Source organism: Vibrio sp. Vb0937 (assembly GCF_033338855.1).
The window spans coordinates 163,419-189,768 of sequence record NZ_JAWOTK010000005.1; the positions used below are offsets into that span (position 1 = coordinate 163,419).

Annotated in this window: 28 protein-coding genes; 13 read left to right on the forward strand and 15 right to left on the reverse strand. The window is 42.5% G+C overall.

From position 1 onward, the window contains the following. Positions 1–2: 2 nt before the first annotated feature. From ccoS to ccoN, 7 genes are all read right to left on the reverse strand, one after another. Positions 3–167, reverse strand: a complete 165-nt coding sequence (gene ccoS / locus R7P67_RS10455; protein ID WP_005377493.1) for a cbb3-type cytochrome oxidase assembly protein CcoS — start codon at positions 165–167, stop codon at positions 3–5. A gap of 15 nt (positions 168–182) precedes the next feature. Then, positions 183–2,546, reverse strand: a complete 2,364-nt coding sequence (locus R7P67_RS10460; RefSeq protein ID WP_064353934.1) for a heavy metal translocating P-type ATPase — start codon at positions 2,544–2,546, stop codon at positions 183–185. Positions 2,547–2,550: 4 nt separating this feature from the next. Next, entirely contained in the window at positions 2,551–3,027 is a 477-nt protein-coding gene (locus R7P67_RS10465; RefSeq protein WP_005377489.1) for a FixH family protein, read from the reverse strand. A gap of 105 nt (positions 3,028–3,132) precedes the next feature. After that, a complete protein-coding gene (ccoP, locus tag R7P67_RS10470) occupies positions 3,133–4,107 on the reverse strand; it encodes a cytochrome-c oxidase, cbb3-type subunit III (RefSeq protein WP_005377487.1) in 975 nt (324 codons plus the stop codon). Further along, on the reverse strand, positions 4,107–4,280 hold the full coding sequence (locus R7P67_RS10475; protein ID WP_005377485.1) for a cbb3-type cytochrome oxidase subunit 3: 174 nt from the start codon (positions 4,278–4,280) through the stop codon (positions 4,107–4,109). The genes ccoP and R7P67_RS10475 overlap by 1 nt, the downstream gene beginning before the upstream one ends. A 9-nt stretch (positions 4,281–4,289) precedes the next feature. Beyond that, positions 4,290–4,910, reverse strand: coding sequence for a cytochrome-c oxidase, cbb3-type subunit II (gene ccoO / locus R7P67_RS10480; RefSeq protein ID WP_005377475.1), 621 nt, complete (start codon positions 4,908–4,910; stop codon positions 4,290–4,292). 12 nt (positions 4,911–4,922) lie between these two features. Then, complete coding sequence (ccoN, locus tag R7P67_RS10485; RefSeq protein WP_005396488.1) at positions 4,923–6,350, reverse strand: cytochrome-c oxidase, cbb3-type subunit I; 1,428 nt, start codon at positions 6,348–6,350, stop codon at positions 4,923–4,925. A 257-nt stretch (positions 6,351–6,607) separates the two neighbouring features. Between ccoN and R7P67_RS10490 the strand changes: the two genes are divergently transcribed. From R7P67_RS10490 to R7P67_RS10500, 3 genes are all read left to right on the forward strand, one after another. Next, a complete protein-coding gene (locus tag R7P67_RS10490; protein ID WP_262653776.1) occupies positions 6,608–6,964 on the forward strand; it encodes a hypothetical protein in 357 nt (118 codons plus the stop codon). Positions 6,965–7,077: 113 nt separating this feature from the next. Then, a complete protein-coding gene (locus tag R7P67_RS10495; RefSeq protein ID WP_017634895.1) occupies positions 7,078–8,259 on the forward strand; it encodes an FIST signal transduction protein in 1,182 nt (393 codons plus the stop codon). Further along, entirely contained in the window at positions 8,249–9,970 is a 1,722-nt protein-coding gene (locus R7P67_RS10500) for an ATP-binding protein (RefSeq protein WP_213971245.1), read from the forward strand. The genes R7P67_RS10495 and R7P67_RS10500 overlap by 11 nt, the downstream gene beginning before the upstream one ends. A 173-nt stretch (positions 9,971–10,143) precedes the next feature. Here the strand turns inward: R7P67_RS10500 and R7P67_RS10505 are convergent, their stop codons facing one another. Further along, positions 10,144–10,512, reverse strand: a complete 369-nt coding sequence (locus R7P67_RS10505) for a DUF3693 domain-containing protein (protein ID WP_005389163.1) — start codon at positions 10,510–10,512, stop codon at positions 10,144–10,146. Between the two features lie 185 nt (positions 10,513–10,697). Here R7P67_RS10505 and R7P67_RS10510 point away from each other — a divergent pair, with 185 nt between their 5' ends. The 8 genes from R7P67_RS10510 (at position 10,698) to R7P67_RS10545 (ending at position 18,458) form a co-directional block, all read left to right on the forward strand. Further along, complete coding sequence (locus R7P67_RS10510; protein WP_025518896.1) at positions 10,698–11,000, forward strand: hypothetical protein; 303 nt, start codon at positions 10,698–10,700, stop codon at positions 10,998–11,000. Continuing rightward, a complete protein-coding gene (locus R7P67_RS10515) occupies positions 11,000–13,030 on the forward strand; it encodes a replication endonuclease (protein ID WP_043856486.1) in 2,031 nt (676 codons plus the stop codon). Before R7P67_RS10510 ends, R7P67_RS10515 begins: the two co-directional genes overlap by 1 nt. An 83-nt stretch (positions 13,031–13,113) precedes the next feature. Further along, the gene (locus R7P67_RS10520) at positions 13,114–13,419 is read left to right on the forward strand and encodes a hypothetical protein (RefSeq protein ID WP_005389159.1); all 306 of its coding nucleotides are present in this window, start codon (positions 13,114–13,116) and stop codon (positions 13,417–13,419) included. A gap of 270 nt (positions 13,420–13,689) precedes the next feature. Beyond that, positions 13,690–13,953 carry a major coat protein gene (locus tag R7P67_RS10525; RefSeq protein ID WP_021448020.1) on the forward strand — a complete coding sequence of 88 codons (264 nt, stop codon included), beginning with the start codon at positions 13,690–13,692 and terminating at the stop codon, positions 13,951–13,953. A gap of 77 nt (positions 13,954–14,030) precedes the next feature. Continuing rightward, on the forward strand, positions 14,031–15,656 hold the full coding sequence (locus R7P67_RS10530; protein WP_318085954.1) for a methyl-accepting chemotaxis protein: 1,626 nt from the start codon (positions 14,031–14,033) through the stop codon (positions 15,654–15,656). After that, entirely contained in the window at positions 15,656–16,015 is a 360-nt protein-coding gene (locus R7P67_RS10535; RefSeq protein ID WP_024701224.1) for a DUF5455 family protein, read from the forward strand. Before R7P67_RS10530 ends, R7P67_RS10535 begins: the two co-directional genes overlap by 1 nt. Then, positions 16,015–17,088, forward strand: a complete 1,074-nt coding sequence (locus tag R7P67_RS10540; RefSeq protein ID WP_318085959.1) for a zonular occludens toxin domain-containing protein — start codon at positions 16,015–16,017, stop codon at positions 17,086–17,088. Before R7P67_RS10535 ends, R7P67_RS10540 begins: the two co-directional genes overlap by 1 nt. A 17-nt stretch (positions 17,089–17,105) precedes the next feature. Continuing rightward, a complete protein-coding gene (locus R7P67_RS10545; protein ID WP_318085955.1) occupies positions 17,106–18,458 on the forward strand; it encodes a secretin N-terminal domain-containing protein in 1,353 nt (450 codons plus the stop codon). Positions 18,459–18,555: 97 nt separating this feature from the next. On the opposite strand, the gene R7P67_RS10550 is transcribed toward R7P67_RS10545, so the two are convergent. From R7P67_RS10550 to matP, 6 genes are all read right to left on the reverse strand, one after another. Then, the gene (locus R7P67_RS10550) at positions 18,556–19,905 is read right to left on the reverse strand and encodes a hypothetical protein (RefSeq protein WP_318085956.1); all 1,350 of its coding nucleotides are present in this window, start codon (positions 19,903–19,905) and stop codon (positions 18,556–18,558) included. A 366-nt stretch (positions 19,906–20,271) separates the two neighbouring features. Continuing rightward, positions 20,272–20,898 (reverse strand): DUF2726 domain-containing protein, encoded by a 627-nt coding sequence (locus R7P67_RS10555; RefSeq protein WP_411912808.1) that lies wholly within the window; start codon positions 20,896–20,898, stop codon positions 20,272–20,274. Positions 20,899–21,365: 467 nt separating this feature from the next. Beyond that, positions 21,366–21,731 carry a regulator gene (locus tag R7P67_RS10560; protein WP_243327281.1) on the reverse strand — a complete coding sequence of 122 codons (366 nt, stop codon included), beginning with the start codon at positions 21,729–21,731 and terminating at the stop codon, positions 21,366–21,368. 502 nt (positions 21,732–22,233) lie between these two features. Beyond that, entirely contained in the window at positions 22,234–22,557 is a 324-nt protein-coding gene (locus R7P67_RS10565) for a hypothetical protein (protein ID WP_213907961.1), read from the reverse strand. Positions 22,558–22,670: 113 nt separating this feature from the next. Then, positions 22,671–22,982, reverse strand: a complete 312-nt coding sequence (locus R7P67_RS10570) for a DUF3634 family protein (RefSeq protein ID WP_005377468.1) — start codon at positions 22,980–22,982, stop codon at positions 22,671–22,673. 15 nt (positions 22,983–22,997) lie between these two features. Next, entirely contained in the window at positions 22,998–23,447 is a 450-nt protein-coding gene (matP, locus tag R7P67_RS10575) for a macrodomain Ter protein MatP (protein WP_005396497.1), read from the reverse strand. A 210-nt stretch (positions 23,448–23,657) separates the two neighbouring features. Here matP and R7P67_RS10580 point away from each other — a divergent pair, with 210 nt between their 5' ends. Both R7P67_RS10580 and fabA read left to right on the forward strand, forming a co-directional pair. Next, positions 23,658–25,298, forward strand: a complete 1,641-nt coding sequence (locus tag R7P67_RS10580; RefSeq protein ID WP_170890639.1) for a Lon protease family protein — start codon at positions 23,658–23,660, stop codon at positions 25,296–25,298. A 70-nt stretch (positions 25,299–25,368) separates the two neighbouring features. Then, complete coding sequence (gene fabA, locus R7P67_RS10585) at positions 25,369–25,887, forward strand: bifunctional 3-hydroxydecanoyl-ACP dehydratase/trans-2-decenoyl-ACP isomerase (protein ID WP_005390081.1); 519 nt, start codon at positions 25,369–25,371, stop codon at positions 25,885–25,887. A 140-nt stretch (positions 25,888–26,027) separates the two neighbouring features. Here fabA and rmf read toward each other — a convergent pair whose 3' ends face one another. Next, a complete protein-coding gene (gene rmf / locus R7P67_RS10590) occupies positions 26,028–26,201 on the reverse strand; it encodes a ribosome modulation factor (RefSeq protein WP_005377453.1) in 174 nt (57 codons plus the stop codon). Positions 26,202–26,350: the final 149 nt, after the last annotated feature.

Below are 26,350 nucleotides of genomic sequence, written 5' to 3' on the forward strand. Positions count from 1 at the left end.
CGCTACTTTTTATCACTATTAGATTGGTCTTCTTCGTCGAGAAGAATGTTGTGCCCTTGCCGTTCAAGATCTTCAAACTGATCGCTTCTTACCGCCCAAAGAAAAACGGCGACAGCAACACAAACGAGAACGATAGCGATGGGAATCAATATATAAAGACTTTCCATGTTTGCTTTCTCTACTTATTTCTCTTTGAGCAGGCGCAAAGAGTTAGATACAACGATAATTGAGCTTGCAGACATGCCAACTACTGCAATGTAGGGAGCCACTAAACCTGCGACCGCCAAAGGCAAAATTAACAGGTTGTAACCCAAAGACCAAGCCAAGTTTTCTCGAATAATCTTTCTTGTACGCAGTGCAAGCAAACGTGCTTCTAGTAGCTTTTCGAGATTATCCCCAAGTAACGTCATATCTGCAGAAGCTTTAGCGACATCTGTACCACCGCCCATTGCGACAGAAAGGTGAGCTCCGGCGAGAGTCGGCGCGTCATTGATTCCATCACCAACCATCATAGTGATACTGTTTTCGTCCAAGCTCTTAAGGTATGCAAGCTTATCTTCTGGCTTTGCTGACGCGACGATGTGATCGATACCAATTTCATTCGCCACTGGTTGGGCGTTTGAGAGAGAATCACCAGTTAGCAGGGTTGTCTTAATTCCAGCGTCAGCAAAACGTTGAATAAAGGCTTTGCTTTCTTTTCGGATAGGGTCGCGGTAGTAAAAGCTAGCGACATGCTTGCCATCAACCGACAGATAGACCGCCTGGCTTTCACCACTTTCTTTGCCTTGAACAAAAGCCGCACTGCCTATCTTAACGATTTTGCCATTCCATATCCCTTCAATCCCTGACCCAATCACGTTTTGCACATCAGACACGATAAAGTCATCATTGGTGAAAGTTGCAAAAGAACGAGCGATAGGGTGGTTTGCATGAGCCTCTAAAGCTGCAGCTAGTGATAGACAATCTTTCTGTGGGAGATCACTAAGTACCTTTGTTTCACAGATCTCAATATCACCTTTCGTTAGAGTGCCTGTTTTATCTACAACTAAGTGGTTGATCTTACATAATGTCTCAAACACATGGCCTTTACGAAGTAAAATGCCAAAATTACCCATTCTAGAGGTAGCACAAGTGAGTGCGGTCGGTGTGGCCAGAGATAGCGCACATGGACACGTAGCGACTAACACAGACAGCATGATCCAAAACGCATCATCTGGTTTTGTTTGATGCCAGTAAAACCAAGTACCAGCAGAGATGATAAGAATCACACCAACAAAGTAACGGGCGACAATGTCTGCAATTTCCGCAATTTTAGGTTTGGAGTGTTGAGCTTCATCTTGTAAACGCACGATGTTAGAAATCATTGAATCGGCCTTTGAGCTTACTACCTCAAGTTCAAATGATTCGTCTCCGTTTAGCGTTCCCGCATAAACAATATCGCCTTCTCGTTTCACAACGTGCACTGACTCACCCGTTAGCATGGATTCATCAATATGAATACGGCCTGAAATAACTTTACCGTCAGCGGGGATATGTTCACCAGGTAGAACGCGGATACGATCGCCAACTTTTAGCGTCTTCACGGGTATCTGATCACCGTCCAGCGTTGTAGCAATTGCCGGAATCAACTTAAGAAGGTTACCACTCGCTGCAGCAGCTTTGCGACGAGCGCGCATCTCTAAGAATCGACCTACTAACAAAAAGAAGGTAAACATCGAGATAGATTCAAAGAAGACTTCGCCTTGTTCAGTTACTGTTGCAACTAAACTTGCAACATAGGCAAAGATCAACGCGATAGAAACCGGGACATCCATACCAAGGGTTCGGCCTTTGATACTGCGCCATGCGTTTAAGTAAAATGGAAGAGCGGAATAAAGCAAAACAGGAGTAGCAAAAATCAAACTTACCCAACGAAAGTAACTTTTAAACTCTGGCTCTAAATCACCAAAGACTTCGAGATACAGTGCAACGGCGAGCATCATGACCTGCATGGTTGCTAAACCTGCAATACCTAGCCGATATAGATATTGCTTCATCATTCGATGGTAAGAAGCTTCTTGCTTATCTGCTTCAAAAGGTGCAGCTTTGTAACCAAGTTTATGTATAACGGAAAGGAGCTCGCTTAACCGTACCTGAGTTTTATCCCAGGCTAGTAACGCTCGATTGGTGGTTGTATTAACACGGATAGATACCAACCCGGCCGTATTAGAAACTTGCTTTTCGATTAACCACGCACAAGCGGCACATGAAACGCCTTCCAAAGAAAGGGTTACTTCAGAAACATTTTCGCGATTTCGTACGAATTCAGATTGTACATCCGCATTGTCATAATGAATTAAAGCTTGGAGTTGCTCTGGTACTAGATCTGCCTTTTCTGCAGGCGCAGTGCGGTATTGGTAATATGATACAAGACCACTATCGACAATAGTCTGCGCCACAGTTTCGCAGCCCGGACAACACATGTCGCGAATTTCACCCAATATTTCTACTTTGAAATCCGTGTTGGCTGGTACATCTTCACCGCAGTGATAACAGGATTTACACATATGCTTACTTCATTAACGGTGTTGAAGAGGCAGGAAACTCAACTTTACCTTGGATCATCCATTGCTTGTCGTGTGGTTGTAGTTCAACAAACCATGGTCCTTGAATAGATTCCTCAGCTTTTAGTCGGTAATTACCAGATGCATCCGCTGTTACAAGCTTTGTGAAGTCACGATCAGGAAGAGTACGATGAGTGAAAGTGGCCGTTAGAGCAGGGTAATGAGGTAGCTTCCCTTTAGCGAAAACAATCACAACATTGTTATTTTCAGAGGAAATCTCAGCGTTAAGACCTAGGTCACGAGCGACATTCATTTTACTAATGTCGATATTAATACCTTTGCCTTTTTTATAGTAATCCTCGGCGACTAAAGAAACAGAGTTGTTCGAGAAAACGACCACAGTAATCACAGTCCAAACTACGACAGTAAGAGGAAGGATGATTAGGAACCACGGCCAAAATTGTTTATACCAAGGCTTTACCATAAAAAAGTTCTCAACAGCTAAATGAAAAAATGTAAGGCGTTAAATTTAAAGGAAAGACAGCCCCTATGAAAGGGGCTGTTATTGCTATGTTACGTAATATCTCAGTTACTTACTCTCTGAGTTACTTAAACTCCAGACATATGAGGCAACGAGCTGAACTTTATCTTCACCCAAAATGTCTTTCCACGCAGGCATTACGCCTGAGCGTCCGTTCATTACGGTTTCTGTTACAGCTGCACGAGAGTCACCAAATAACCAGTCTTGGTCTGTAAGGTCAGGCGCACCGACTGCAGGGTTACCCTTACCATCGGTACCATGACAAGCAGCACACACTACGAAGCGTGCTTTACCTGCCGCGGCTTCACGAGCATTTACTTTACGACCAGATAAACTAAGTGTGTAACTTACAACTTCTTGAACACCTTGCTCACCAAGGGCATCTTTCCATGCTGGCATTTGACCAATACGGCCGTGCATGATGGTTGTAACGATCGCTGCTGGCTCGCCACCATATAGCCATGCATCATCAGTCAGGTTAGGGAAGCCTTTCTGACCACGTGCATCAGAGCCATGGCATTGAGAACAGTTTTGCAAAAACAAACGCTGACCAACTTTTAATGCTTCAGGATCTTGCGCAATTTCAGGAATTGGGCGTAGACCACTGTCATTGTGCGCAAGTTTACGGAATGCTTCGCCGAAGTAAGCGTCGGCATCATCCAGTTCTTTTGCATATTGGTTTAGTTGCTTGTTCTCTTGTGCTGCAGCGATGGCTTCTTTTGACTCTTCTAGTGAGCGAACGGTTTGAGCCGAACTCTGCCAGTTTAAAAAGCCCTTGAAGCTACCTAGACCTGGGAATAGGGCAAGGTAAACTGCTGCGAACACAAATGTGCTTACAAACAGGTAAGTCCACCACTTTGGTAGAGGGTTGTTTAGCTCGCGAATACCATCGTACTCGTGGCCCATGTCTTCCCCTTCCTCGACGCCCATTTTATCTTTAGCGCACCAAGTCAGGAGAATCGCACAGCCTACTAGCGTACCGACAGTAATCACGATAATCCAGAGACTCCAGAATGTAGTCATTACTTCTTCACTCCTTGGTTATTAGGGGTCTTTTGTTCTTCGTCAGCAAACACCAAGTTGGCATCTTCTTCAAAGCGTGCTTTACGCTTTTTACTAAATGCCCACCATACGATGCCAATAAAACTAGCGAAGAGTACAACGGTATAAATACTATGAATTGTACCGAAATCCATATGATCCCCTTACTTCATTGCATGACCAAGAGACTGAAGGTAAGCGATGATTGCATCCATCTCTGTTTTACCTTCTACTTCTTTAGCCGAATTCGCGATCTCTTCATCAGTGTATGGAACGCCGAACTGATCACGAAATAGCTCAAGTTTCTTCTGAGTTAGCTTACCGTCTAAAACGTTTTCAGCTAGCCACGGGAAACCTGGCATGTTTGACTCAGGTACAAGCTCACGAGGATCTAACAGGTGAACACGGTGCCATTCGTCAGAATAACGACCACCAACACGAGCTAAATCCGGGCCTGTACGCTTAGAGCCCCAAAGGAATGGGTGTTCCCAAACACTCTCACCAGCAACAGAGTAGTGACCGTAACGTTCAGTCTCTGAGCGGAAAGGACGAACCATCTGGCTGTGACAGACGTTACAACCTTCACGGATGTAGATATCACGGCCTTCCATCTCCAAAGGAGTGTAAGCGCGCAGATTTTCTACAGGTTCAGTCGTTTGCTTTTGGAAAATCAGAGGAGTGATCTCTACAAGAGCACCCCAACTGATAGCAAACACGATAAAAATAGCCAACAAACCGACATTACGTTCTAAGATTTCATGGCGATTATTAGAATTATTACTCATTCTTAAATCTCCTTATGCCGGATGTGGGATAGCTTTTAGGCTTTCTTTAGGTGCACTTACCGTTTTGTACGTGTTGTATGCCATTAGGAACATACCAGATAGGAAGATAAATCCGCCTAGGAAACGTACAAAGTAGAACGGATAAGACGCTTCTACAGATTCAACAAAACTGTAAGTTAGCGTACCGTCAGAGTTAACCGCGCGCCACATAAGACCTTGCATTACACCAGAGATCCACATCGCAACGATGTAAAGAACGGTACCGATTGTTGCTAGCCAGAAATGCACATTAACTAGACCAACAGAGTACATACGCTCTTGGCCAAATAGGCGAGGTACCAAGTGATATACAGAGCCGATAGAAACCATCGCAACCCAACCTAACGCACCAGAGTGAACGTGACCAATGGTCCAGTCTGTGTAGTGAGAAAGTGCGTTAACCGTCTTAATCGACATCATCGGGCCTTCAAAGGTAGACATACCGTAGAACGACAGTGAAACGATTAGGAAACGTAGGATAGGGTCATAACGAAGCTTATGCCATGCACCAGATAACGTCATAATACCGTTGATCATACCACCCCAAGAAGGAGCAAATAGAACCAGCGACATAACCATACCTAGAGACTGAGTCCAGTCTGGTAGCGCTGTATAATGAAGGTGGTGAGGGCCTGCCCAAATATATAGAGAAATAAGAGCCCAGAAGTGAACGATAGATAGACGGTAAGAATAAACAGGACGTTCAGCTTGTTTAGGAACGAAGTAGTACATCATACCTAGGAAACCAGCGGTCAGTAGGAAACCTACCGCATTGTGTCCATACCACCACTGAACCATCGCATCCACTGCGCCCGAGTAAATCGAGTAAGATTTACCAAGTGACACAGGAATAGCCATGCTGTTCACGATGTGAAGTACTGCTACTGTGATAATAAAGGCACCGAAGAACCAGTTTGCCACATAAATATGTGACGTGTTTCGCTTCACTAGTGTGCCGAAGAACACCACCGCATATGATACCCATACTAGCGCAATTGCGATATCAATAGGCCATTCTAGCTCAGCATACTCTTTACCCGATGTTAAACCGAGAGGCAAAGTAATGGCTGCTGCCAGGATGATTGCTTGCCAACCCCAAAAGGTGAAGGCAACGAGTGGGCCACCAAAAAGACGTGTTTGACATGTGCGCTGTACAACATAATAAGACGTTGCGAACAGAGCACTGGTACCAAACGCAAAAATTACCGCATTAGTATGCAGTGGACGTAAGCGACTGTACGTCAACCACGGCGTATCAAAGTTTAGCTGTGGCCAAACTAATTGAGCGGCAATCAAAACACCAACAGCCATACCAACTATGCCCCATAAAATGGTCACAAGGGTAAATTGGCGAACGACTGTATAGTTGTAGTTTTGTTCAAGCTGCTTTACTTGGCTCATTTGCATGCTTCCAATTTCTAATTAACTACACTTTTACTTCCAACACGACTTGCGTCGTAACACCACCCAAGTAAACTCTAGAATTCAAGTGTTATCATCACCTTATTTCCATTGCTGACTTTAATAAAAAGTGGCATTTTCAGCGTGACACTATACTTGAATTAACAATTCAATGACAGGGTAGTAACCTTACTGGACCTCTGGAAATCATTTTTTATTTAAAAAGTTTGAAGTTTGTAACAAGGATATTAGTAATTATGCCTGCACAAAAGTTAACAAAGGCGCGACTTGCACAAATCTTAATCATGCTCAGTGTTTTAATAGGCGCATTTTTCTGGCGTACCTTTACACACGAGAGCGTTAATAGCGTTGACTGTTCACAAAAAGAACGATGCGATGTAACAATTGAAGGAGAAATAATCACGATTAATCGTGACTCAATGGGAATTTCGCTCGAAACGACAGAAATTAGCACTCTAAAAATTGATCTAAATCAATCTGGTAATTTTATCAATCTCAACGAAAAGCATAAGTCAGTAGAATGGGACATCATGCCTGAATCGAAAAAAATCACCTTTAAAAAAGGTGAAAACATTGTTGTAGTTCAATTATAAATACGATCTATCACGAGATAATCGTAACTTATTAATGAAATTAACACCTTCTTACCTAGAGAAAATTGGTTGGAATGGTATAACAGCAGAGTGATATCCAATTATAAAATCGTATGCATTGCCAATCAGTTTTTACTCATATTAAAGATGAAGACTCAGCGATAAAAACGCTCAGGTCAGAATTGACACAACAGAACTTGTCTTACGTGATGTGTTACTACACGGAAGAATACAATTTCGAGTTGATTCGAGAAGCGTTTCTTGCGCATTTTCCTGGTGTGCCTTTTCATGGCGCCAGTTCATGTCAAGCCGTAATGACAGATCAGGGCTTTCATACAGGACCAGTAATTGCGGCACTTGCTGTTTATGATACAGGTCCTCATGCTTATGGTACTGGTATTTCTAATCACAACTCAGGTGACAGCGTCACCAAGGCTTTGGATATGGCCCTTGAGAACGCAAACCGTGTAGGAGAGGTACCAAACTTAATTCTACTTCATGCTACACCAGGGCAAGAGGAATCAATCATTGCGTCTATAGATGAAAGATTTGGAACTCTAATTCCAATTATTGGTGGTTCGGCCGCTGATAATAACATCGCTGGGAAATGGTCTGTGATAACCGCCCAAGGCTCTCAAACTTCAGGTTTAAGCTTAACTCTCTTTTACTCCTCTCAACCTGTTGATATCGCTTTCAGCGCTGGGCATACACCAACTAATATCAAAGGTGTTGCAACCAAGACCAACGATAGATGCTTACTTGAAATTGATAATGAACCTGCGCTCAATGTTTATAGAAGGTGGACAAATCACCAGGATAACCAAGTAGGTAAAGATAATATGCTGTTTACAAACTCGAGTGCTTATCCATTAGGGCGGATCGCAGGTCATCTCTATGATCGCCCATATTACAAGTTATCCCATCCGATCCGTGAGACGCCAGATGGTGGAATCGAGTTGTTTACACGAATAGAAGAGGGTGACGAGCTCACATTAATGAAAGGAAGTCGTGAGCATCTCGTTGCGCGCGCTGCAAAAGTCGTCAATGCCGCTTTTAACCAAAAATTAGAAGAGTCTCGAAAAATTGGAGTGATAAATATCTTTTGCGCAGGTCCCATGTTGCACTTAATGCAAGACATGAATAGCGTTTGTGAACAAATTAACCAAGAACTAGAACATTTGCCTTTTATTTGCCCTTTTACTTTCGGCGAGCAAGGTAGATTTATTGGTGGTGAGAATGGACATGGAAACCTGATGATTTCATCGGCTATATTCCATAAACCTTATGAAAGATAAATACTTAGACATATATCAACAGGAAGCGCTTCAAGAAGCGTTAGTTGAGCTAAAGCAGGCTAGACAAAGAGAACGACTACTCGCTGATGAAAACAAGGCCATTCTTTCCGCGATATCTGCGATGAGTGAGGCAAAGAATCGGCATGAGATATTTACGGGATTAAACAATGTCCTCAAAAAGTACATCAACTTCGATGATTTTATTGTACTGACTCGTGATGGTGAACGATATCCCTTCAAGACATTGATATCAACTAATAGCGTATTTGATAATGTATCCTGGTTACACGGTAACACCTATCAAAGAGCTCTCAATGGTGAATGCATTCTACTGTTCGAGCCAGATAAACTCGCTGAGTTTGTTAACTTAAACAGCTTTATAAAAAGCCATGTAAACTCGGTCGTTTTAACTGGTATACGTTCAGAAGTAACGCAAACCGTAATCCTACTTATTGGAGCTCAGAAAGGGCACTTTAGCATAGAGAATAAGGAAACCTTGAGGCGGTTTCGTCCCTTAATTGAAAGGGCGGTCATTGATATCGAGACCAAAGAGAAGTTACAACGTATCGTTGAGGTAAGAACAACTCAGCTCGCTAAAGCAAGAGAAGAAGCAGAGCTTGCGAACCGCTCTAAGTCGGAGTTCTTAGCGATGATGAGCCATGAAATAAGAACCCCTTTAAATTCCGTTCTTGGAATGCTAGATATACTGAAGCAATCAACCTTGTCAGAAGAACAAATTGATGCGTTGAGCCAAATGGAGTGCTCTGCAGAGTTACTTCTCGCGATAATCAGTGACATTCTTGATCTCTCTAAAATCGAGTCAGGTCGCTTTCAGCTCAATGAACAATGGATTAATTTAAGAGACACTGTCACTTTTGTCATTTCTCAGCAAAAACAAATAGCTAAGAAGAAAAATCTCCAATTTAAACTCAACTGTACTGTCACTAATGACAAACAATTTTGGATTGACTCCACGCGGTTATCTCAAATCCTGTTTAATCTAATAGGGAATGCAATAAAGTTTACAGACGAAGGTGAAGTAAAAGTTTCTGTATCTGAGCAAGATGCTGAACTTGTGATCTCAATATCTGACACTGGAATTGGTATATCTAAAGCAAAGCAAGAGCACTTGTTTACGGCATTTCATCAAGGAGACCGTTCCATCACGAGACGCTTCGGTGGTACAGGACTGGGGCTCGCAATAACCAAGCATTTAGTTGAAATGATGCGTGGAAAGATTGCCGTTAAAAGTGATGAGCATGTTGGTTCAACCTTTACGATTTCGATTCCAGTTTTGACTCGTTGTAATCAAAATCGTCCAGTTAGAATCGAAACCAATCAACCGACAAAAGCAATGGAACTTCTCGTCGTAGAAGATACCGAGTCGAATCAGTTCGTAATAAAGCTTATCTTAAATAAGCTTGGCCATAATGTTCATATCGCAAGCCATGGAGCAGAGGCATTAACATTTTTAGAGGAGCATGAGGATTTAATCGATTTGATTCTCATGGATGTCTCGATGCCGGTGATGGATGGAATTACTGCAACAAGGCTTATTCGAGATAAAGGCCTCAAGACTCCAATTATAGCGTTAACTGCACATGCGCTAGAAAGCGATAGAGATAAATGCCTGGATGCCGGGATGGACGGATTCATTTCCAAGCCAGTTAGAAGACAAGATATCTTTGAAGCTATACAGTCATTTCAATAAGTAAAAAGGCGTTAATATAGATCTTAACAATCGATAGATTATTAAGATCTATATTAAGTATTTTATGGTAAATAACGATTATGTTTAATGCTCACTGTAAGGCCCTTAAATTTAAAATCTGCAGGGGAATAGGAGCATACTCAGACAACATTTAGCGTACAGCAATACATAATTTAACATAACACATATAATGCGCACTGTAATAGAGGTTCCTGTGGACTTGCAATCACTAAAGCCAATCCGGCACAAACCATTGAAATGCTTGATAATCCAAGTCCGTTATACTTTTTTGCAATGCTTTCCCACATGCTTTTTATCGCTGGATTTTCATTGCGATCAGCGTGACATCCTAGTAACGCGATCTCAGGGTCTATACCTGCGCCGTGTGCGAGAAAAACTGCTTCTTCATCAGTAAGTTGTCTAACACCTTTGCGAATTTTACTAATCTTCGGCGGGTCTAGATTCAAATCGTGCGCAACCTGCTTATCTTGTACGTAGTTTTTCGCCTTTTTGTAGGCGTTAATTAGTTCAGCTGTGTACATAAGAACCTCCATTTCTTCTCATTGTAGCCACAAAGTTGCCATAAATCGCATCTTGCAGTTGCCATTCGTCGCAACTAGGATTGCCATAAATCGCAATTAAGACCGCCTAGCTCTGGGCGTTTGCCCTTGACGCTTTCGCGCTTGGCTTTGGCGGTCGCTCTCACAACTAGTCAAGGTGGTTGTTTATGTCAGAAGTCTCCAATACAAAAAAACTAGAAATATATCTGAATCGCGCTTGGAGTTTGTTCCTTGTCTCGGTTATTGCGGCGGGTATTTATTTCTTTGGTTCCCTTATCTACGACTCGTTTGAAATCCCATACGACGATTACGAAACTTTTTCGTTTTATCTTGACCATGAGTTTTGTGGTGATTTGGCTCGCGACTATGCCTCTGACGGTCGCGTCACTGTTTACGAGTATCTGGTTGTTTCACATTGCTCTGGCAAAGATGAGAAACGTAAATTCTACTCAGAGCTTGAGGCTCAATAATGCGTGAACTTGTTATTGATTTGGCATCAGGTAAACAAGAATGGATTGATTTTGTTCCTGTCCATTCTTGGGCTTCATGTGAGCACATTCCTGACAACTTATTCGACCATCGTTTTGAGTACGTCGACCACAGATTCACAACGCCTGAGGATTTCATTCCGTCGGCTGTGAAATCGGCAATGAGTGCGTCAATCTACTCACACGACCTGTCAGATTTTATCGAGCGCCCTACTTCTAACCCTTGTTTGGACTTGCCGAAATCATTACACCGTAACGGCGACTTCGCTCGACACATGACACGCGCTTACACCGACATTCTGAAAACACGCAACGCTCTGGAAGCTGTACGCGCAGTTAACGACGCTCACGACCGTTTGACTGAGCACGGCTACAGCTACGCGATGTCAGATGAGCAAATTACCAATCTAGCCAAGCGCAAATCACGCGACTTTTCTCGCGTGTTAAGTGCGATTCCGCTTGAAGAATCACAAGCGCGTTTTGATAAAGCGTGTCAGCTTCTTGATTCATTAGGCTTGGCATTCTCATCTGAGCAAATTCAATATGCAGAAAACAACTGTGAACTTTTCGCGTTGGTGAACCGTGCTCTTGATGAGCATTGGCTTGTTCGTCAGCTTCGCCGTAAATGTGCTTACGAGGTTGAATGTGTTGCGCGTGATTTAGCGCTTGTTCAACGCCGTAAGCAAGTTTATTGCTCGGATTTCTCTCTAAGCCGTCAACGTGATCGCAATACGTCTAACCGTATCGCGCTAGAAAACACGATTGCTTACGATGAGGCTGACCCGTCTAACTACTTCACACTCAGTGAGTTATCCGCTAAGTCGGTTTCTAACTCTGAGATTCGCCGAGCTGAAATGTTCGTTCGTCTGCGTGGCTTTGAGGAAATCGCTCAAGAATCGAATCACGATGCGGTGTTCTTCACGGTTACGGCTCCGTCTCGCTTTCACTCTGTTTCTAAAGGCGACATCAACCCGAAATGGCTTGAGGCTGGCAAGCCAGATGCGAAAGCGGCTCACGCTTACCTCATGGGCGTTTGGGCGAATCTTCGCAAGTCGATTGATAAGAGCAAAATCAAGGTTTACGGGATGCGTATCGTTGAGCCTCACCAAGACGGCACACCGCATCACCACTTGTTGCTGTTCATGGAAAAATCCGCACGCAAATTTGTGACGTCTGAGTTTCGTCGTCTTGCTATGGCTGACTCTCCTGACGAAAAAGGCGCAAAGAAAGCCCGTTTCAAAGCGGAGGTTATCGACTGGTCGCAAGGTTCAGCCGTTGGTTATGTTGCTAAGTACCTGAGTAAAAACATCGATGGTCAACACATTGATTCAGACAAAGGTTCGTCTTTGTCTGGTTCGGATGCGGCAGAACGTGTCGTAACTTGGGCGCGTGTGAATCAAATTCGTCAATTTCAATTTATTGGTGGTCCATCTGTCACGGTATGGCGTGAGCTTCGTCGTCTTCGTGATGAATTCAAAGAGGACGATGCTTTGTTTACAGATTTATCTCAAGACGAACACTTTCTATTAGAAAAGGTTCGCCGCTCTGCTGATGAGGGCGACTGGAAAGCGTTTTGTTACGCAATGGGCGGCGTGTTCGTTAAGCGCAAAGACCAACCAGTAAAAGCGGAATACTCCGTTTCAACCTCTATCGAAAAACTAATTGCTTCGGGCGGTGAATACTCATCGACTCGCTACGGCGATATGGCTCAAGCGCGTTTGAATGGCTTGATGTTCCATAAGATTTTTATCGCGACTCGCTTCCGTACTTGGAAGACCGAGAACAAGCAACAATTCATCCGTGCTCAACAAGGCATCATGTCTAACGTGGTCGATTACTTCGACGCGCTAGAACGTGAAAAAGAATACGAGCGTATGTATGACGACCTTTACGAGCAATACGAAAAACACCTAGCGCTCTATGACGAAATGGAAGCGCTGTTGCTCACCGACCCTCAGGAAATTAATGCGTCGTGTTGGGTGGGCGCAGCCCCGCCCGACATGATGCATTAATTTCCCTTGGACTTGTGTCAATAACTGTCATTTCAATTTTCAACTAACCAACAACGTAAAAATAAGGGCAAAACACTATGAGAATGGAAGGTTTAATTCTAGATGTTTCGGACATCGTTCAAGAAACCAAAACAGACCGAAACGGCGAACAAAAGCAAAACGGCAAGCTGCGTCTTATCACGACCAACCCAACAGACACTATTGAAGTGCGCGTGTCTCCTGAGCTTTGGGAAAACGGCAAGGCTGGCGAACTACTCAAACGCTGTGTGGGTAATCGCATGATGTTTGATGTGGAACACAAGAAATTCAGCTTTGGTAACGATGAGGGTAAACACGTATCTATCGACGGTTTCCATCTCTACGCCCTACCTCAACTTAACGAAAAGTAAGGGCTAAATCATGACCGAGACGCAATTTGCAGAGCTAATGGCTCGACTCGATAACTTTCAGTTGATGGTGTTCTTAGGCATTTGCTTCTTGCTAGTTGCGCTCGGTTGGATGGTCGGAGGACAAAGATAAATGCTGTCATCAGAGTTCATGCTCGGCTGTTTCGCGACAGCCTTTATCCTTGGCTTCTCGATTGGTTTCCACATTCTGGGATTCAAGAAAGCGGCTGAGGTTTCAACTTCTTCATAAACCATAACATAGGAAATAAGACTATGGAAAAGCAAAGCAAAGTACGCGCAGCAATGGCTAAGGCTGGCGCAGTAGTAACAGCAAAACGTGCGGCATTTGGTGGTGCACTTCTCATGGCGGCATCTTCTGCGAATGCAGCACTGCCAGAAGTGGCAACACAAGCCTTTAGCACGCTGGCAAGTTACGTCACTGAAATGCTCACCTCGACATGGGGCATCGCCGTGCCAATGACGGTCGGCTTCATCGGCATCAAGCTATTCAAGAAAGGTGCAAACAAAGCAACGTAATTCTAATAGTTGCTTTACACACCCATTGGTCAACGCCTCCGAATGGGGGCGTTATTTTTCACGAGGAAGATTTACAAATGAACATTAAACAAAGCATAACGTCACTGATTATTTTACTGGGTGTTTTGTTTAGTGCTTTTAATGTAAGCGCCGCCCAACCTACTTACAGCGCTAGCGATGTTGCCGCTTATCCTAACTGTAACTTGTCCTTGGGTAAGAGAGTTAACCCTTACTCGTATGTCTCTTGCTATGAAAATAAGTTTGTTAACTACAAAGACTTCTATACGACATCATGCTCTATAGAGAGTAGTAAATTCTCTTTGATGATTATTTGTAACACAACCAGCCCCAGTTACCCGAGATATCACGCTGCAACGTTTCTTCATCGTACCGCTAAGTGTCCAGCAGACCATGAAAGAATAGAAGATGGTGATGGTTACACCTGTGAGCCTATCGTTCCTGCATGTGAGTTTGGCGAAAACCCTGACGGTACATGTATGGATGCCTGTCAGTTCAAACAGTCCATTGATGACAAACAATCACTTCACTGGTCGGCTTATGTTTATGGTGAGCAAGTGACGGGGGCATGTTATGGCGATTTTGGCGCAACCCGTTGTGAACTAGAGCGCATTCCAAATGACACTACGCTTTGTACCGATGTCGACTCCGGTGAGTTCACTCAAAACACGCGATGTCACGGTAAGTTTCAATTCACTGGTAATCAGTGTGATGGTGGTACGCTGTTTTGGGGTAAAGATGGTCCTGACACCCCTATTATTCCCGATGATCCAATTCACGACCCTGACGACCCGACGGGCGATATCGAAGACCCAAGCGTACTTCCTGACGACTCCACCAATACGGTTAATCCTCCAGATACGGGGGGCGTGCCAGATGTTGAAGACCCTGACACAGATGAATCGACCGATAAGGGCGTAGTCAACGCGATTAAAGGACTTAACTCGGATGTGAACAAGGCACTTAACGCACTCAACGTCGACCTCAATCAATCGAGCGCTGATATTCAAAACCAAATCATTGCGCTCAATGCGTCGATGGTGACTAACACCCAAGCGATTCAAAAGCAACAAATCAACGACAACAAGATTTACGAAAACACTAAGGCGCTGATTCAGCAAGCTAACGGTGACATCACGACGGCGGTCAATCGAAACACCAACTCTGTTGGTGAGGTGGTTAAGGGGCTCGATGATTTGCAAACGACTAACGCTGATGGATTTGCAGAGCTATCGGATAAGCTCGACGACCTCAAGCCTTGTGAGCCTACCGAGGAAAACAACTATTGTGAAAACCCTCATGGTTTAGGTTCGGATTATGTCGGTGATGTGCTGACTCAAGCGGATAAAGCCGTGTCCGGTGCGATGAATTCCTATGAAAAGACCGTGACCGATGCGGCTAACGATTTGATTGAGAAGAATCTGACGGCGGAATCTGAGGGGCATATTAATGCTATATCGGATTCGTTTTTGAGTGTGTTACCTAAGCCTACGCCCTGCATGAATCTATCCTTGCCTACGCTTGGCGGTGGTCGCGCTTCTATCTCTTGTGAGTTTTCGCAGAAACTCAAAATGATCATCTCAATTCTGATTTACATCTACACGATTAAGACGCTTGTTGAAATCCTGCTGACTGAGGTCACGCCTGTACCAAGTAACAAGCCAGGTTCGGGGAGATATTACTAATGATTCAGCTATTACCTATAGTCAGCACCATTGGGACGGCGTTGCGCCTCCCTGCTCTGGTTGCCTTTATCTCTCAGATAGCGACCACGTTATTTGGTTGGTTCTTCATTGCGAAAGCACGAAACGTCACGATTAACTTGGTCATTTTAACGCTGCTAATTGGTTTGACCGTCACCCTCACCTTGGCAATTTACACCCTTGCAACGGGTCTGTCTTATGTTGCGCCTCCAATGTGGTCACAAGCAGCGGGTATGTTCATCCCTAATAACGCCGTGCCTTGTGTGAGTGCGATTTACTCGGCGCGTCTGCTGCGTTGGGTTTGGGAGTGGAAGTTCTACGCGATTGTGAGGGCGGCGTAATGGCATCGGTCTACTTTGTCACGGGTAAGCTCGGCTCAGGTAAAACACTAACGGCAGTCGGTAAGATTCGCGAGGCATTTATGCGCGGTGTGCCTGTGGCGACAAACCTCGATATCAACTTGAAAGAAATGCTTGGACGCAACAAGCGCAATACTCGCCTTTATCGTCTGCCGGACAAGCCTCAGGTAGAGGATTTGATGGTGATTGGCTCGGCAAACAAGAGCTATGACACCAAAAAAGACGGCTTGATTGTGCTCGATGAGTGCGGAACGTGGTTTAACTCGCGCACATGGAACGACAAGAATCGACAAAAGTTAATTGATCACCTTTTGCATATTCGAAAGCTTGGATGGGATGTCATTTTCATCGTTCAAGACATTTCGATTGTTGATAAACAAGCGCGTCTCGCACTGGCTGAACACACCGTATTTTGTCGCCGCTTAGACCGTCTTCAAGTCCCTATCATCTCGACTGCGGTATCCGTTCTGACGCTCGGTCAACTCAAGTTGAAAATGCCCAAGTTGCACGTTGGCATTGTGAAGTATGGTGACAACGCGAACTCGCTCACCGTCGATAAATGGATGCTCTGGGGTACGGACTTATACAGTTCTTACAACACTAAGCAGATGTTTAGGAACAACTATGAGGACGGCGTTTTTTCAGTATTGCCGCCCTACTATACCCACGGACGTTACACTGTCCCGTATACGTTGAGAAATATCATGCGCATTACGAAAATCTATCTCCGAAAATATTCTCGATTCAGCGTGTTTGCGGCAGGTGTCGCCGTCTCTTTTGCGGTGTTCACCTTGGTTGGCACGCCGAACATATCGACGGAACCCGAAACGGCTCAAACGGCGGTGCCTCGCGAGTCATTGAGTGACTTGCTCGACGGCTATCGAATTGAATCTTCAATGAATCCTCCAAACGTTGCCCCGTCTTTTGTGTTGGTTAAGGACGATGTGCGTCTGTCGTCGTCGCAACTATACGCAAAGGGCTTTACGGCTCAATCTAACGGCTCTTGCTCCATTACGGTTAGCGGCAACGGTCAATCATTCAAAGTCATGTGCTAGGGAATAAGGTGCGCTTTATGTCATGGATAATCGCAAAACTCACAGCTTTTCTTTCAAAAAAACAAAAAGAATTTTATTACGCCGGAGGCTCACTGCTCACGCGCACATTACTTACTATGCGCTGTGGTAAAGTTGAGAAACAAACAACGGCTTGTTCCAACTTTTCCACATCAAGCATTACCACTTTACTGCTTACGTGCGCCCTGCTCAGCTCGCCTTCTTTTGCCGCAAGCTCTGCGCCTTTTGAAGCAAAGAACACACCGATTGGAGACTTTGCATCGTGGTTCTCGGTTCACACTGGAAACACAGTTGTGCTTGGTCATGGTGTCACTGGTGAGGTCAGCTTTACCGCACCGGATTTGAAAGATGAGGACTATCCTGCCTTTTTCCTTTCCGTGCTTCGTGCGCATGGTTACGAGCTTACGCATGACCACGGCGTTTTTACCATCATTGCCGATGCTAACAAGGTGGAGACGTTCGAGCCCTCTCAAGTAAAGCTGTACTTCTTTGAAAATGTTCGAAATACCAAGGTCGTTGATTTGATTTCCTCGATGCTTGCTGCAACGCAGAATCAAACACTGAACAACAAAGCGATTAAGAACTACAAGGTCGAGGTACTGCCGACTACAAACAGCATTATCGTGACTGGCTCTGAGAACCAATTGAAGCACATTGATGTGCTCATCAAAGGGATTGATAGACCACAAAAGCAAGTCTTTATCGAGGCGGTAATTACCGAAACTGAGCTCGGTGATTCTCAAGAAATCGGCGTAAATATGGACTTGGCACTGAATGAGGCTGGCTTTGTTTCGCAGCCTACCGCTATTAAGAAAGCTGTTGATAACCTGCTGTTCTATGAGGGCGGTGATTTCAATGCGCTTATCAAAGCTGTATCAAAGAATCAGAATACCAAGCTCTTGTCACGCCCAAACATGTTCATTATGGACAGGGAGCGCGGTTACATCACGGTTGGTCAGAACGTGCCGTTCCTCACTTCGTCTGAGGTAACTGACGGCGGTAATCGAGTTCAACAAATCGAACGTAAGGATGTGGGTGTGTCACTTGAGGTAGTACCGCATGTGATTGGTGATCATGTTGTGTTGCAGATAATGCAAAAGTCCGACTCGGTGACAGATTCCTCTATCGCATCCGACATCATCACTAATACGCGAACACTGCAAACAGTGGTCAAGGTCAAAGACCGCCAAACGATCTCTTTAGGTGGTTTGATTTCCCAAGAGCAGCGCAACTCTGTAAGCGGTGTACCTGTCTTGATGGATGTTCCGTTACTTGGTGCGTTATTCCGGTCAGAAAAGACCAATACGGTAGATAAAGAACTTAAAGTAACGATAAGAACCACGATACTTTGATTAAAATTAAAAGCCGAACAATTGCTGTTCGGCTTATATTTGGTTACATAACACTCATGTATTATTCGTAATGCATTGATTAATAATTCTGGAACGACTAGTTATTTTTAGTACTAGATTCCTTTTTTAAAAGATCAACTATAATTTCTTGCATACCAGATTTGTCAATTTTTTGAGTAACACAATCTTTGTTATGAGTTATGAGACTTTTGATAAGAGCCATTTTGCTCTCAACTCTTTGCTTTAATACAGCATCTGAATCCAGCTCATCTAAACCATTTTTCTGAGCATCAACACACTCCTTCACCAAATAAGAAACTTGTTTGGTTTTAGCTATATTGTTTGAGTTTTCAGTGATTATATTTATTAGGAAGTATATTACAGATGTCAATGCTCCTAACAAAAACAAATTTATAAATATAATAGGAAGGCGACTAACCAAATGTGTCCATAAGTCAAAGTTAAATTGGTAATTATCAACAGTTGACAAGGCGCTTTGATAGATAACAAAACTAATGACTGTTGTTAAAGCTATAAACACTAACAAGAGTTTGGTATAGGTTTTATTTTGTTTTATGACCTCTGCTTTATATGAAGAAAAGTCTTCACTAAACATAGACTCTTCTTCTTTGAATTTTTTAATCTTATCATCTAAATCCTGAATTATAATTTCCTTATCTGATATTTCACTTATAAATAAATTAATCTTTTTTTCGTTATCCCTTATTTCTTTGGATTGCTTGGATATCTCATTAAGATTCTTCGCCAATTCATCATTTAAGTCTGATAGCTCGACTTTTACTGACTCTACATAATTTTTTGTCTGTTTTAGTTGATTTTCTTCGACATTTTTTGTGTCATGGAGCCTTTGGTTAGTTTCTATTAATCGTTTAGATTCTTCTTCTAACTCTTCTTTTTGGTTTTTTAGCGTTACTAGCTCTTTACTTAATTCCTTAGTAATTTCTTCCTCACTTCCTTTTATATTACTAAACGTATCACCTATAGATATGATGAGATCTCTAAGTTCAGATACATTGTCTCCAGATATTTTTATATCTAATAAGGCATATTCTTTATTTTCAGGACAAATAAAAGAGATGAGTAGCGGGACATCTTGTATTTCGAATAGGTAGTTAACATGATTGTTGACTATCTCTCTATTTTTTGCATGGATCACCTTTGGCTCTCCACCTCCAGTGATCACACTCAGTTTTACGTCTGAGTCAGTCTCTTCAACTTTTAATTTTATATTTTTAACGAGGTTTATATCATCATATTCATAGATGAGCGTATTATTTTTTATAAGCCCTAAATAACCATCGTGCCCTACAGCAACATATTTGCCATTGTCGGTAACATAGTAGTTTTCAGATATCAACCCTTCAGTAACACTTAGCCAACCTGATTGAGTGATAGCTTGCATTCTTTCAAAAATTTCTTGATACATAATTCTTATACTTTTATCCGAGCCGCGTCATTTCATCAAACTTTATAACTCAACATTGATTTATTCAATATTGAGTATTTAGAAAACTGAATAATAGATGCATCGCACCATTTTCTTGCATTGTTACATACGTTAGCGTGACCTACCTCTTGATAGCTATCAAGTTTACTGCTTTTCAAACGAGCTATACGTCAAGTCTATTGACGGTCTTTGTAAGCGTTTCCGTGTCACTAGGTGATTGAGTTTCAAGTAAAGCGGTTCAGGTAAGAAAAGGCCAATACGGTAGATAAAGAACTTAAAGTAACGATAAGAATCACGATACTTTGACTTAAAACGAAAGCCGAACAATTGATGTTCGGCCCTGCTTTAGCTGCACTGCAATACACTGTCTAGTTCTTTACACTTTATTATCGTGTTGCGCTCTAATACGGTTGCGATATGTGTTTTGTCATAAGAGCTTCTAGCTTCAAACCGAAGCAACGGGTGGTGTTCGTTAAGTGCATTATTTACGTATATATCTCGTTCTTGTCTCTTCTTCTGCCTATGAGATGAGTCGTCTAGCTCGATAACTGCCAATACTTTTGTGTCTCTATCCGTTATCACGTAGTCCATTCTTTTAGCCCAAGTTCGAGAGTTATCTTTAAAATTGGTCGGTTGAACCAATGCCATCAATGAAACTTGACTATGAATCACGTATTCATCAGGTATAAGCTCCTGCAACACTTTATAGAATTTGCGCTCTGTCTTGGTGGCCAAGTATGTACTTTTCTTGTGAGGTACAGAATTAGTCTTATTGCCAGTGTTCGGAAAAGGTACTTCGACTATCTTGGGGCTATTGTCTACAGCTTTTGGTTCAAAAGAATGTATGCTGTTCGGTCTTCTAACCGTTGCACGTTGCTCCCACTCGTTAAGCCTACGTTTAGGCTTCTTACCCTTTTTTGTAAATAGATACACAATACACGCTAAAGACATAAGTATCAGTAATTCAGGCACTTTCTGTTCCTCACTCATAAAAAATGAGTGTATCGTAGCATATCGATTTTGTTTGAGGTGTTATTATGAACCGATTGTCAAATGTAATTTCACAACAAACTTAAAATAATCACCAAATCAAAGAGATATTATGGATAATTTTTTTATAGCGTTGATAACGTTTTTTTCTGTAGCCCACTTAACATTTGTATTCACCTACAAAGAATACAAGTCCCCAATACTTTGGGTTTTTATCAAACTTGATGTTGCAATACTTACATTAATTTTATTCAGCGCAACAATACAAGGAGTAAGCAACGATTTTTCTGATTTTGATTTATTTATGTATGTCTTGAATAGCTGTTGGTATTATTTTTTATATATGTTCCTTGTTCAGTGGTTTTGTTTGAGAATTTCAGAAAAACTGCCTTCTAGCTCATAAAGCAGTATATCAAATTCTAAAGAGTGGCCCCTAAAGGGGCCACTCTTTACATCATGTTTTTTAATGCTCGTGCAAATTTCAATACCTTTCCAGCTGCTTCTAAGTCAGTTAATGCCCCTATCTCTAATAGTGCAATTCCAGTCAAAACTTGTTGAGCCGTAACTAATTGTCCTGTCGGAAGTTCCAATCTGTCATAGTGCATCTTAAAGTGTTCCCATTGGTCAGATGGGCTCAATTCCCTTCCCTTTGTCATTCTCATCAGCCGCTTACACTCCGGTGGAATGGTTTTCCCCTTATCCCATTCTTTGACCGTTCTCACAGTTTTCAAACAAAGTTCAGCAGCTTGTTCGACGGATAAACCACATTCAAATTCACGAAAAATATAGTTTTTAGTCATTTCGTGATACTTCATTGAATAGTCCCTCAAAAGAGAGACATTTTATAGGACTAGCATATGCAATCGCATTCAACATAAGCAGATATAATGCGCACTAAGGAGTGAGATCTCAAAGCAATAATGTCCGGTTTTAGCTACTTTAAAATGTCCTCCTAAGATTAACAACATTGTTTGCTTTTGAGGCTTTAACCGAGGTTCCTGTGGACTTGCCATCGCTAGTTTGGTTTGTGGTTATGCTTACGAAGCAAATCAAATCTCTTATTGAAAATTGATGCGCGCTTAGTCCCCGACTTACTGGCGTGTCCTTCCGTAAGCACCTGAATCAATCTATGTATGGTGATGATGGCCAACTCACTGAATTTGCCACTCAATGGCATCACGATTACTAACTTAAGCGCTACCAAACAAAAAAGCCTTTCATACTCGCCTCGTACAACAGCAAAAATCAGCTAAACGCTCTAATCGCTCCGCAACGAAATCTGCCAAAAATCACGAGCTCAGTTGCGTTCTGAAACAATTATAAGCCTGTGGTTATATGGAGGCGAATGTACTTTTCGGGGTATTTGTAACGATAGCGTTTTCCTTTCTTCAAGTTGGACTTAACGTACCTACACACTTTTTGGTCACCACTGCTGGTTACTCTTTTTAATACTGCGTTTTTACTTTTGTGCTCCATTTCTATCATGACGTCACAATAACCTTGATAGCCATCAAACTTATTGTCTACTTTCTTTTGAAGCTTAGTCTTAATCTTTTTAGCCAACAGGTTCGTTTCTGAATCGTCAGCAAAAACTGAATTACTTGCAAAGATCAATACCATTAAAGTTACAACGTATCTCATCGTTTTGGTCCGTTTATGTTGTTGATTGTTCGATGATAAGTAATTTTTCTGTAGATACGAAAATGGGACGCCACATTGCGTCCCATTTAACATGATGAAGTAACGATATGTAATTAAGCGCGCTTCTTGCCTTTGTTTGCTTTGAAGCCCTGGTGCGGAAAAACGTTACGAATCCTCTGTTGAACTTTTTTGGGAATGCCTTTGGAAAAGCTTAAGCGCATTCCTGTTCGTTGGCTATACACCTTCATTTCACCAGTAAACGGGTTATGCTCACTAATATCCTGTAAGTTGTGTTTGAAAGAAGGAGGTAGATGCCCTTTTACGTTACTAATATGGCCATTATCGAACTTTACTTTTAACACCGGCCTATCGACTGCGATCAACCAAAAGATCACGATGGCTGCAATTAAGATTACATATAACATTTGGCACTCCCTATCCTAGCTAGATAGCAATTTACTCAAATCCTCTTTAATTGAGGTAACTTTTTGACTCGCTTTTTCACTTCTCGACGCTTCGGAAAGCAAATATTCAATTGCGTCAGATAACGTACAACCAAGTTCATTCGCTCTACTAGAAAGCTTTTCCCAAACTCGGTAATCTAAATCAATGGATTTCTTCTTTGTATGGACTTGCTCTGCATTGAAGTGACGTTTCCGTTTCGCTCGGATAGCCTGCTTGAGTTTATTATCTAACTCTTCTGACATGTGGTTTTCTATCCAAGCTAAGACAAGTGTAGGCTCGTGTTCAAGGCGTTTTAGTTCTGCGACCGCTGCATCTGCTTCGCTTGTATCAATATGTCGGGTAATCGCTTCACCATCTTTCCATTTTTTGATGAGATACTTCCATTTCCACCCACATTCTAGATTCTCAAGCTGCTGATATTTCATTTGTTCCGACCCATAAACATAACCTAGTGACAGCGTAACCCAGATGGTTTACTTGGGCAAATAAAACTCTTAGAAGTATCGATGTTGATCACTCATTTGTCTAAGTATTGTTCATTGAGAGATGAATGCCGAGAGCAAACCAAATTGGTGCTAGGGTGTTATAGTCCGTTTCGTTATAATGTCGGCAAGATTGAATTACGATGAATTTTAATGAACCAACTTAATTGGCAAGACGTAACACCTTCACTTGAGCAGTACGAAGCACTTTTAAAGTCTGCACCTTCGTTAACAAAGAAGTCTTTTACTGATCTCCAACCGAGAATGTCGGCAACGATATCTCGTTTTTCAAAAATTTCCGGATTGACGCGAGTACTACTCATTAACTGCGTAGATAATTCTGTATATAGAGAGTTCATCAGTAAAGCTCTTCAGAGCCAGTCTAACGCTGCGATAGTTTTTTCGGAATCACTTGATGCCAAACGTTTATTTGACCGTTACAGTGTTGATGTAAGTGGTGATATTGCCTTCCAACCTGGTTTAATTTCACAGGCAGATAACGGTTACTTAATTGTACCGGCTAATCTAATTTTGGCTAACCCAGGGCTTTGGCCAAATATAAAGTCTGCAATTCAACAAAACCTTATCGAGCCACTGAACCTAAGCCCTACTCGTTTACCTACTTCAGTACCGCAAGCTAAAGCTTATGATGTAAAACTGATTGTAACAGGAGAAAGAAGTCAGTTAGCAGAGCTAGAATACATCGATGAAGACTTCTGTTCTGGCTTTGCCATGTATACGGAAGTTGAAGAAGATATTCATCTGTCAGAGCAGAATTTGACAGATTACTTTGGTTTAGTGAACTGGATATGTTCTCAATATCAGCTGCCTCACTTAACTGAATGTGGTTTTAGAAGATTGTTGCTAGCCGGTATGAGATTTACTGAAGATCAACATTATCTGCCTTTAGGAGTAATGTGGCACTCTCAACTTCTAACGCTTGCCAGCCAGTTCAGTGATGGTCACGCATTAGATTACAAGTCGTTAGATAAAGCGATTGACGATAAGTATTACCGAGAATCTTACCTTCCTCAGCGTGCCGTGTACGATATTTTAGATGGCCAAGTCATCATTGAGACAACTGGGGAACAAGTTGGTCAAATCAATGGCCTAACCGTTATTGATATGGCTGGGCACCCTGTCAGCTATGGTGAGCCTGCACGAATATCTTGTGTAATTCATTTTGGTGATGGCGATGTTTCCGATGTTGAGCGCAAAGCTGAGCTTGGAGGCAATCTACATGCAAAAGGCATGATGATTATGCAAGCTTTCTTGAGCTCTGCTCTGAAACTGGATGAACCACTGCCTTACTCAGCCTCCATCGTATTTGAACAGTCTTATAGTGAAGTTGATGGTGACAGCGCATCTCTTGCAGAACTTTGTTGCTTGGTAAGTGCTTTATCTGAATCTCCAATTAATCAACAAGTTGCGGTTACAGGGGCTGTTGATCAGTTTGGTCGAGTGCAAGCCGTTGGTGGCTTGAACGAAAAAATTGAAGGTTTTTATCAGGTTTGTAAACATCAAGGTTTTACAGGAAATCAAGGTGTTGTGATGCCAAAATCAAACCTTAAACACCTTGCATTACATAAAGATGTAATAGAAAGCATTAAAAATGGTGAGTTCCATATTTGGTCCGTTTCTACCGTAGATGAAGCTATTCCGATTGTAATGAATAAACCTTTTAGAGGTGAAGACGATAGCATTATTGGCAAAATAGCGGAACGTATTGAAAACTTTGAAAGACATGAGCATCCAGAAGGAATTGTGCAGCGCATCAAAAACTGGTTTGTCTAGTACTGATCGGAGTTGTTTAGCGTACACGTGTTCACTAAGATGCAGCTATCAAAAATTGGAGTAATTGATAATGCAAAACAAACGTGATTCTTATAACCGTGACGATCTACTTGCTTCTAGCCAAGGCGAACTGTTTGGGCCTGGTTACCCTCAGCTTCCTGCGCCAAACATGCTAATGATGGATCGTGTTACTAAAATGTCTGAGACTGAAGGCGATTTTGGTAAAGGTTTGATCTTGGCGGAATTGGATATTACTCCAGATTTGTGGTTCTTTGACTGCCACTTCCCTGGCGACCCAGTAATGCCGGGTTGTCTTGGCCTTGATGCGATGTGGCAACTTGTTGGTTTCTTCCTTGGCTGGGTTGGTGGCAAAGGAAAAGGTCGTGCTCTGGGTGTTGGCGAAGTGAAGTTTACAGGTCAGATCCTGCCAACAGCGAAAAAAGTGACGTACGAAATCCACATGAAACGCGTTGTAAACCGTAAGCTTGTGATGGGTTTGGCTGACGGTCGTGTATGTGTGGACGGCAAAGAAATCTACGTAGCAAAAGATTTGAAAGTTGGCTTGTTCCAAGACACTTCAAGCTTCTAATCACGATTTTAATCGATTTATTAAGGCTCCTATTTAGGAGCCTTTTTGTTATCGAGTGTTAACCTACTTCCCTATGTCCCTATAATGTAGAAAAGGCTCCGTAGAGCCCTTTCGAATCCTTCTTTTTGTATGTGGAGAGTTTATTTGTAGAGACCAGATTGTCTTTCATCTCTGGCATCACGCCAACCACCTAACCAATACGACCGAGCATCAACTTGTTGATATGGGCAAGCCTCTTGAGACCTTCCATTCAATCCAGCTTTGTAGCCTTGAGATTGAGCTCGTTCTAGGCGATCACGCTTTTGTCTCTTCATAGTTAATTCCTCATACAGGTCCATTTACTAACGTACAGCTGTTATTGTGAAACTTTGATGGAGTTTTTATGACTCCACTTATAAGAATCGATCAAAGTAGGCAATTTCTCAAGGCATAAAAAAAGCAGAGACTCAAATGTGTGAGCCTC

Bases quoted from the DNA above. Each gene is read 5' to 3' on its own strand.
- ccoS (WP_005377493.1), bottom strand. From the start codon at position 167: ATGGAAAGTCTTTATATATTGATTCCCATCGCTATCGTTCTCGTTTGT.
- R7P67_RS10460 (WP_064353934.1), bottom strand. From the start codon at position 2,546: ATGTGTAAATCCTGTTATCACTGCGGTGAAGATGTACCAGCCAACACG.
- R7P67_RS10465 (WP_005377489.1), bottom strand. From the start codon at position 3,027: ATGGTAAAGCCTTGGTATAAACAATTTTGGCCGTGGTTCCTAATCATC.
- ccoP (WP_005377487.1), bottom strand. From the start codon at position 4,107: ATGACTACATTCTGGAGTCTCTGGATTATCGTGATTACTGTCGGTACG.
- R7P67_RS10475 (WP_005377485.1), bottom strand. From the start codon at position 4,280: ATGGATTTCGGTACAATTCATAGTATTTATACCGTTGTACTCTTCGCT.
- ccoO (WP_005377475.1), bottom strand. From the start codon at position 4,910: ATGAGTAATAATTCTAATAATCGCCATGAAATCTTAGAACGTAATGTC.
- ccoN (WP_005396488.1), bottom strand. From the start codon at position 6,350: ATGAGCCAAGTAAAGCAGCTTGAACAAAACTACAACTATACAGTCGTT.
- R7P67_RS10490 (WP_262653776.1), top strand. From the start codon at position 6,608: ATGCCTGCACAAAAGTTAACAAAGGCGCGACTTGCACAAATCTTAATC.
- R7P67_RS10495 (WP_017634895.1), top strand. From the start codon at position 7,078: ATGCATTGCCAATCAGTTTTTACTCATATTAAAGATGAAGACTCAGCG.
- R7P67_RS10500 (WP_213971245.1), top strand. From the start codon at position 8,249: ATGAAAGATAAATACTTAGACATATATCAACAGGAAGCGCTTCAAGAA.
- R7P67_RS10505 (WP_005389163.1), bottom strand. From the start codon at position 10,512: ATGTACACAGCTGAACTAATTAACGCCTACAAAAAGGCGAAAAACTAC.
- R7P67_RS10510 (WP_025518896.1), top strand. From the start codon at position 10,698: ATGTCAGAAGTCTCCAATACAAAAAAACTAGAAATATATCTGAATCGC.
- R7P67_RS10515 (WP_043856486.1), top strand. From the start codon at position 11,000: ATGCGTGAACTTGTTATTGATTTGGCATCAGGTAAACAAGAATGGATT.
- R7P67_RS10520 (WP_005389159.1), top strand. From the start codon at position 13,114: ATGGAAGGTTTAATTCTAGATGTTTCGGACATCGTTCAAGAAACCAAA.
- R7P67_RS10525 (WP_021448020.1), top strand. From the start codon at position 13,690: ATGGAAAAGCAAAGCAAAGTACGCGCAGCAATGGCTAAGGCTGGCGCA.
- R7P67_RS10530 (WP_318085954.1), top strand. From the start codon at position 14,031: ATGAACATTAAACAAAGCATAACGTCACTGATTATTTTACTGGGTGTT.
- R7P67_RS10535 (WP_024701224.1), top strand. From the start codon at position 15,656: ATGATTCAGCTATTACCTATAGTCAGCACCATTGGGACGGCGTTGCGC.
- R7P67_RS10540 (WP_318085959.1), top strand. From the start codon at position 16,015: ATGGCATCGGTCTACTTTGTCACGGGTAAGCTCGGCTCAGGTAAAACA.
- R7P67_RS10545 (WP_318085955.1), top strand. From the start codon at position 17,106: ATGTCATGGATAATCGCAAAACTCACAGCTTTTCTTTCAAAAAAACAA.
- R7P67_RS10550 (WP_318085956.1), bottom strand. From the start codon at position 19,905: ATGTATCAAGAAATTTTTGAAAGAATGCAAGCTATCACTCAATCAGGT.
- R7P67_RS10560 (WP_243327281.1), bottom strand. From the start codon at position 21,731: ATGAAGTATCACGAAATGACTAAAAACTATATTTTTCGTGAATTTGAA.
- R7P67_RS10565 (WP_213907961.1), bottom strand. From the start codon at position 22,557: ATGAGATACGTTGTAACTTTAATGGTATTGATCTTTGCAAGTAATTCA.
- R7P67_RS10570 (WP_005377468.1), bottom strand. From the start codon at position 22,982: ATGTTATATGTAATCTTAATTGCAGCCATCGTGATCTTTTGGTTGATC.
- matP (WP_005396497.1), bottom strand. From the start codon at position 23,447: ATGAAATATCAGCAGCTTGAGAATCTAGAATGTGGGTGGAAATGGAAG.
- R7P67_RS10580 (WP_170890639.1), top strand. From the start codon at position 23,658: ATGAACCAACTTAATTGGCAAGACGTAACACCTTCACTTGAGCAGTAC.
- fabA (WP_005390081.1), top strand. From the start codon at position 25,369: ATGCAAAACAAACGTGATTCTTATAACCGTGACGATCTACTTGCTTCT.
- rmf (WP_005377453.1), bottom strand. From the start codon at position 26,201: ATGAAGAGACAAAAGCGTGATCGCCTAGAACGAGCTCAATCTCAAGGC.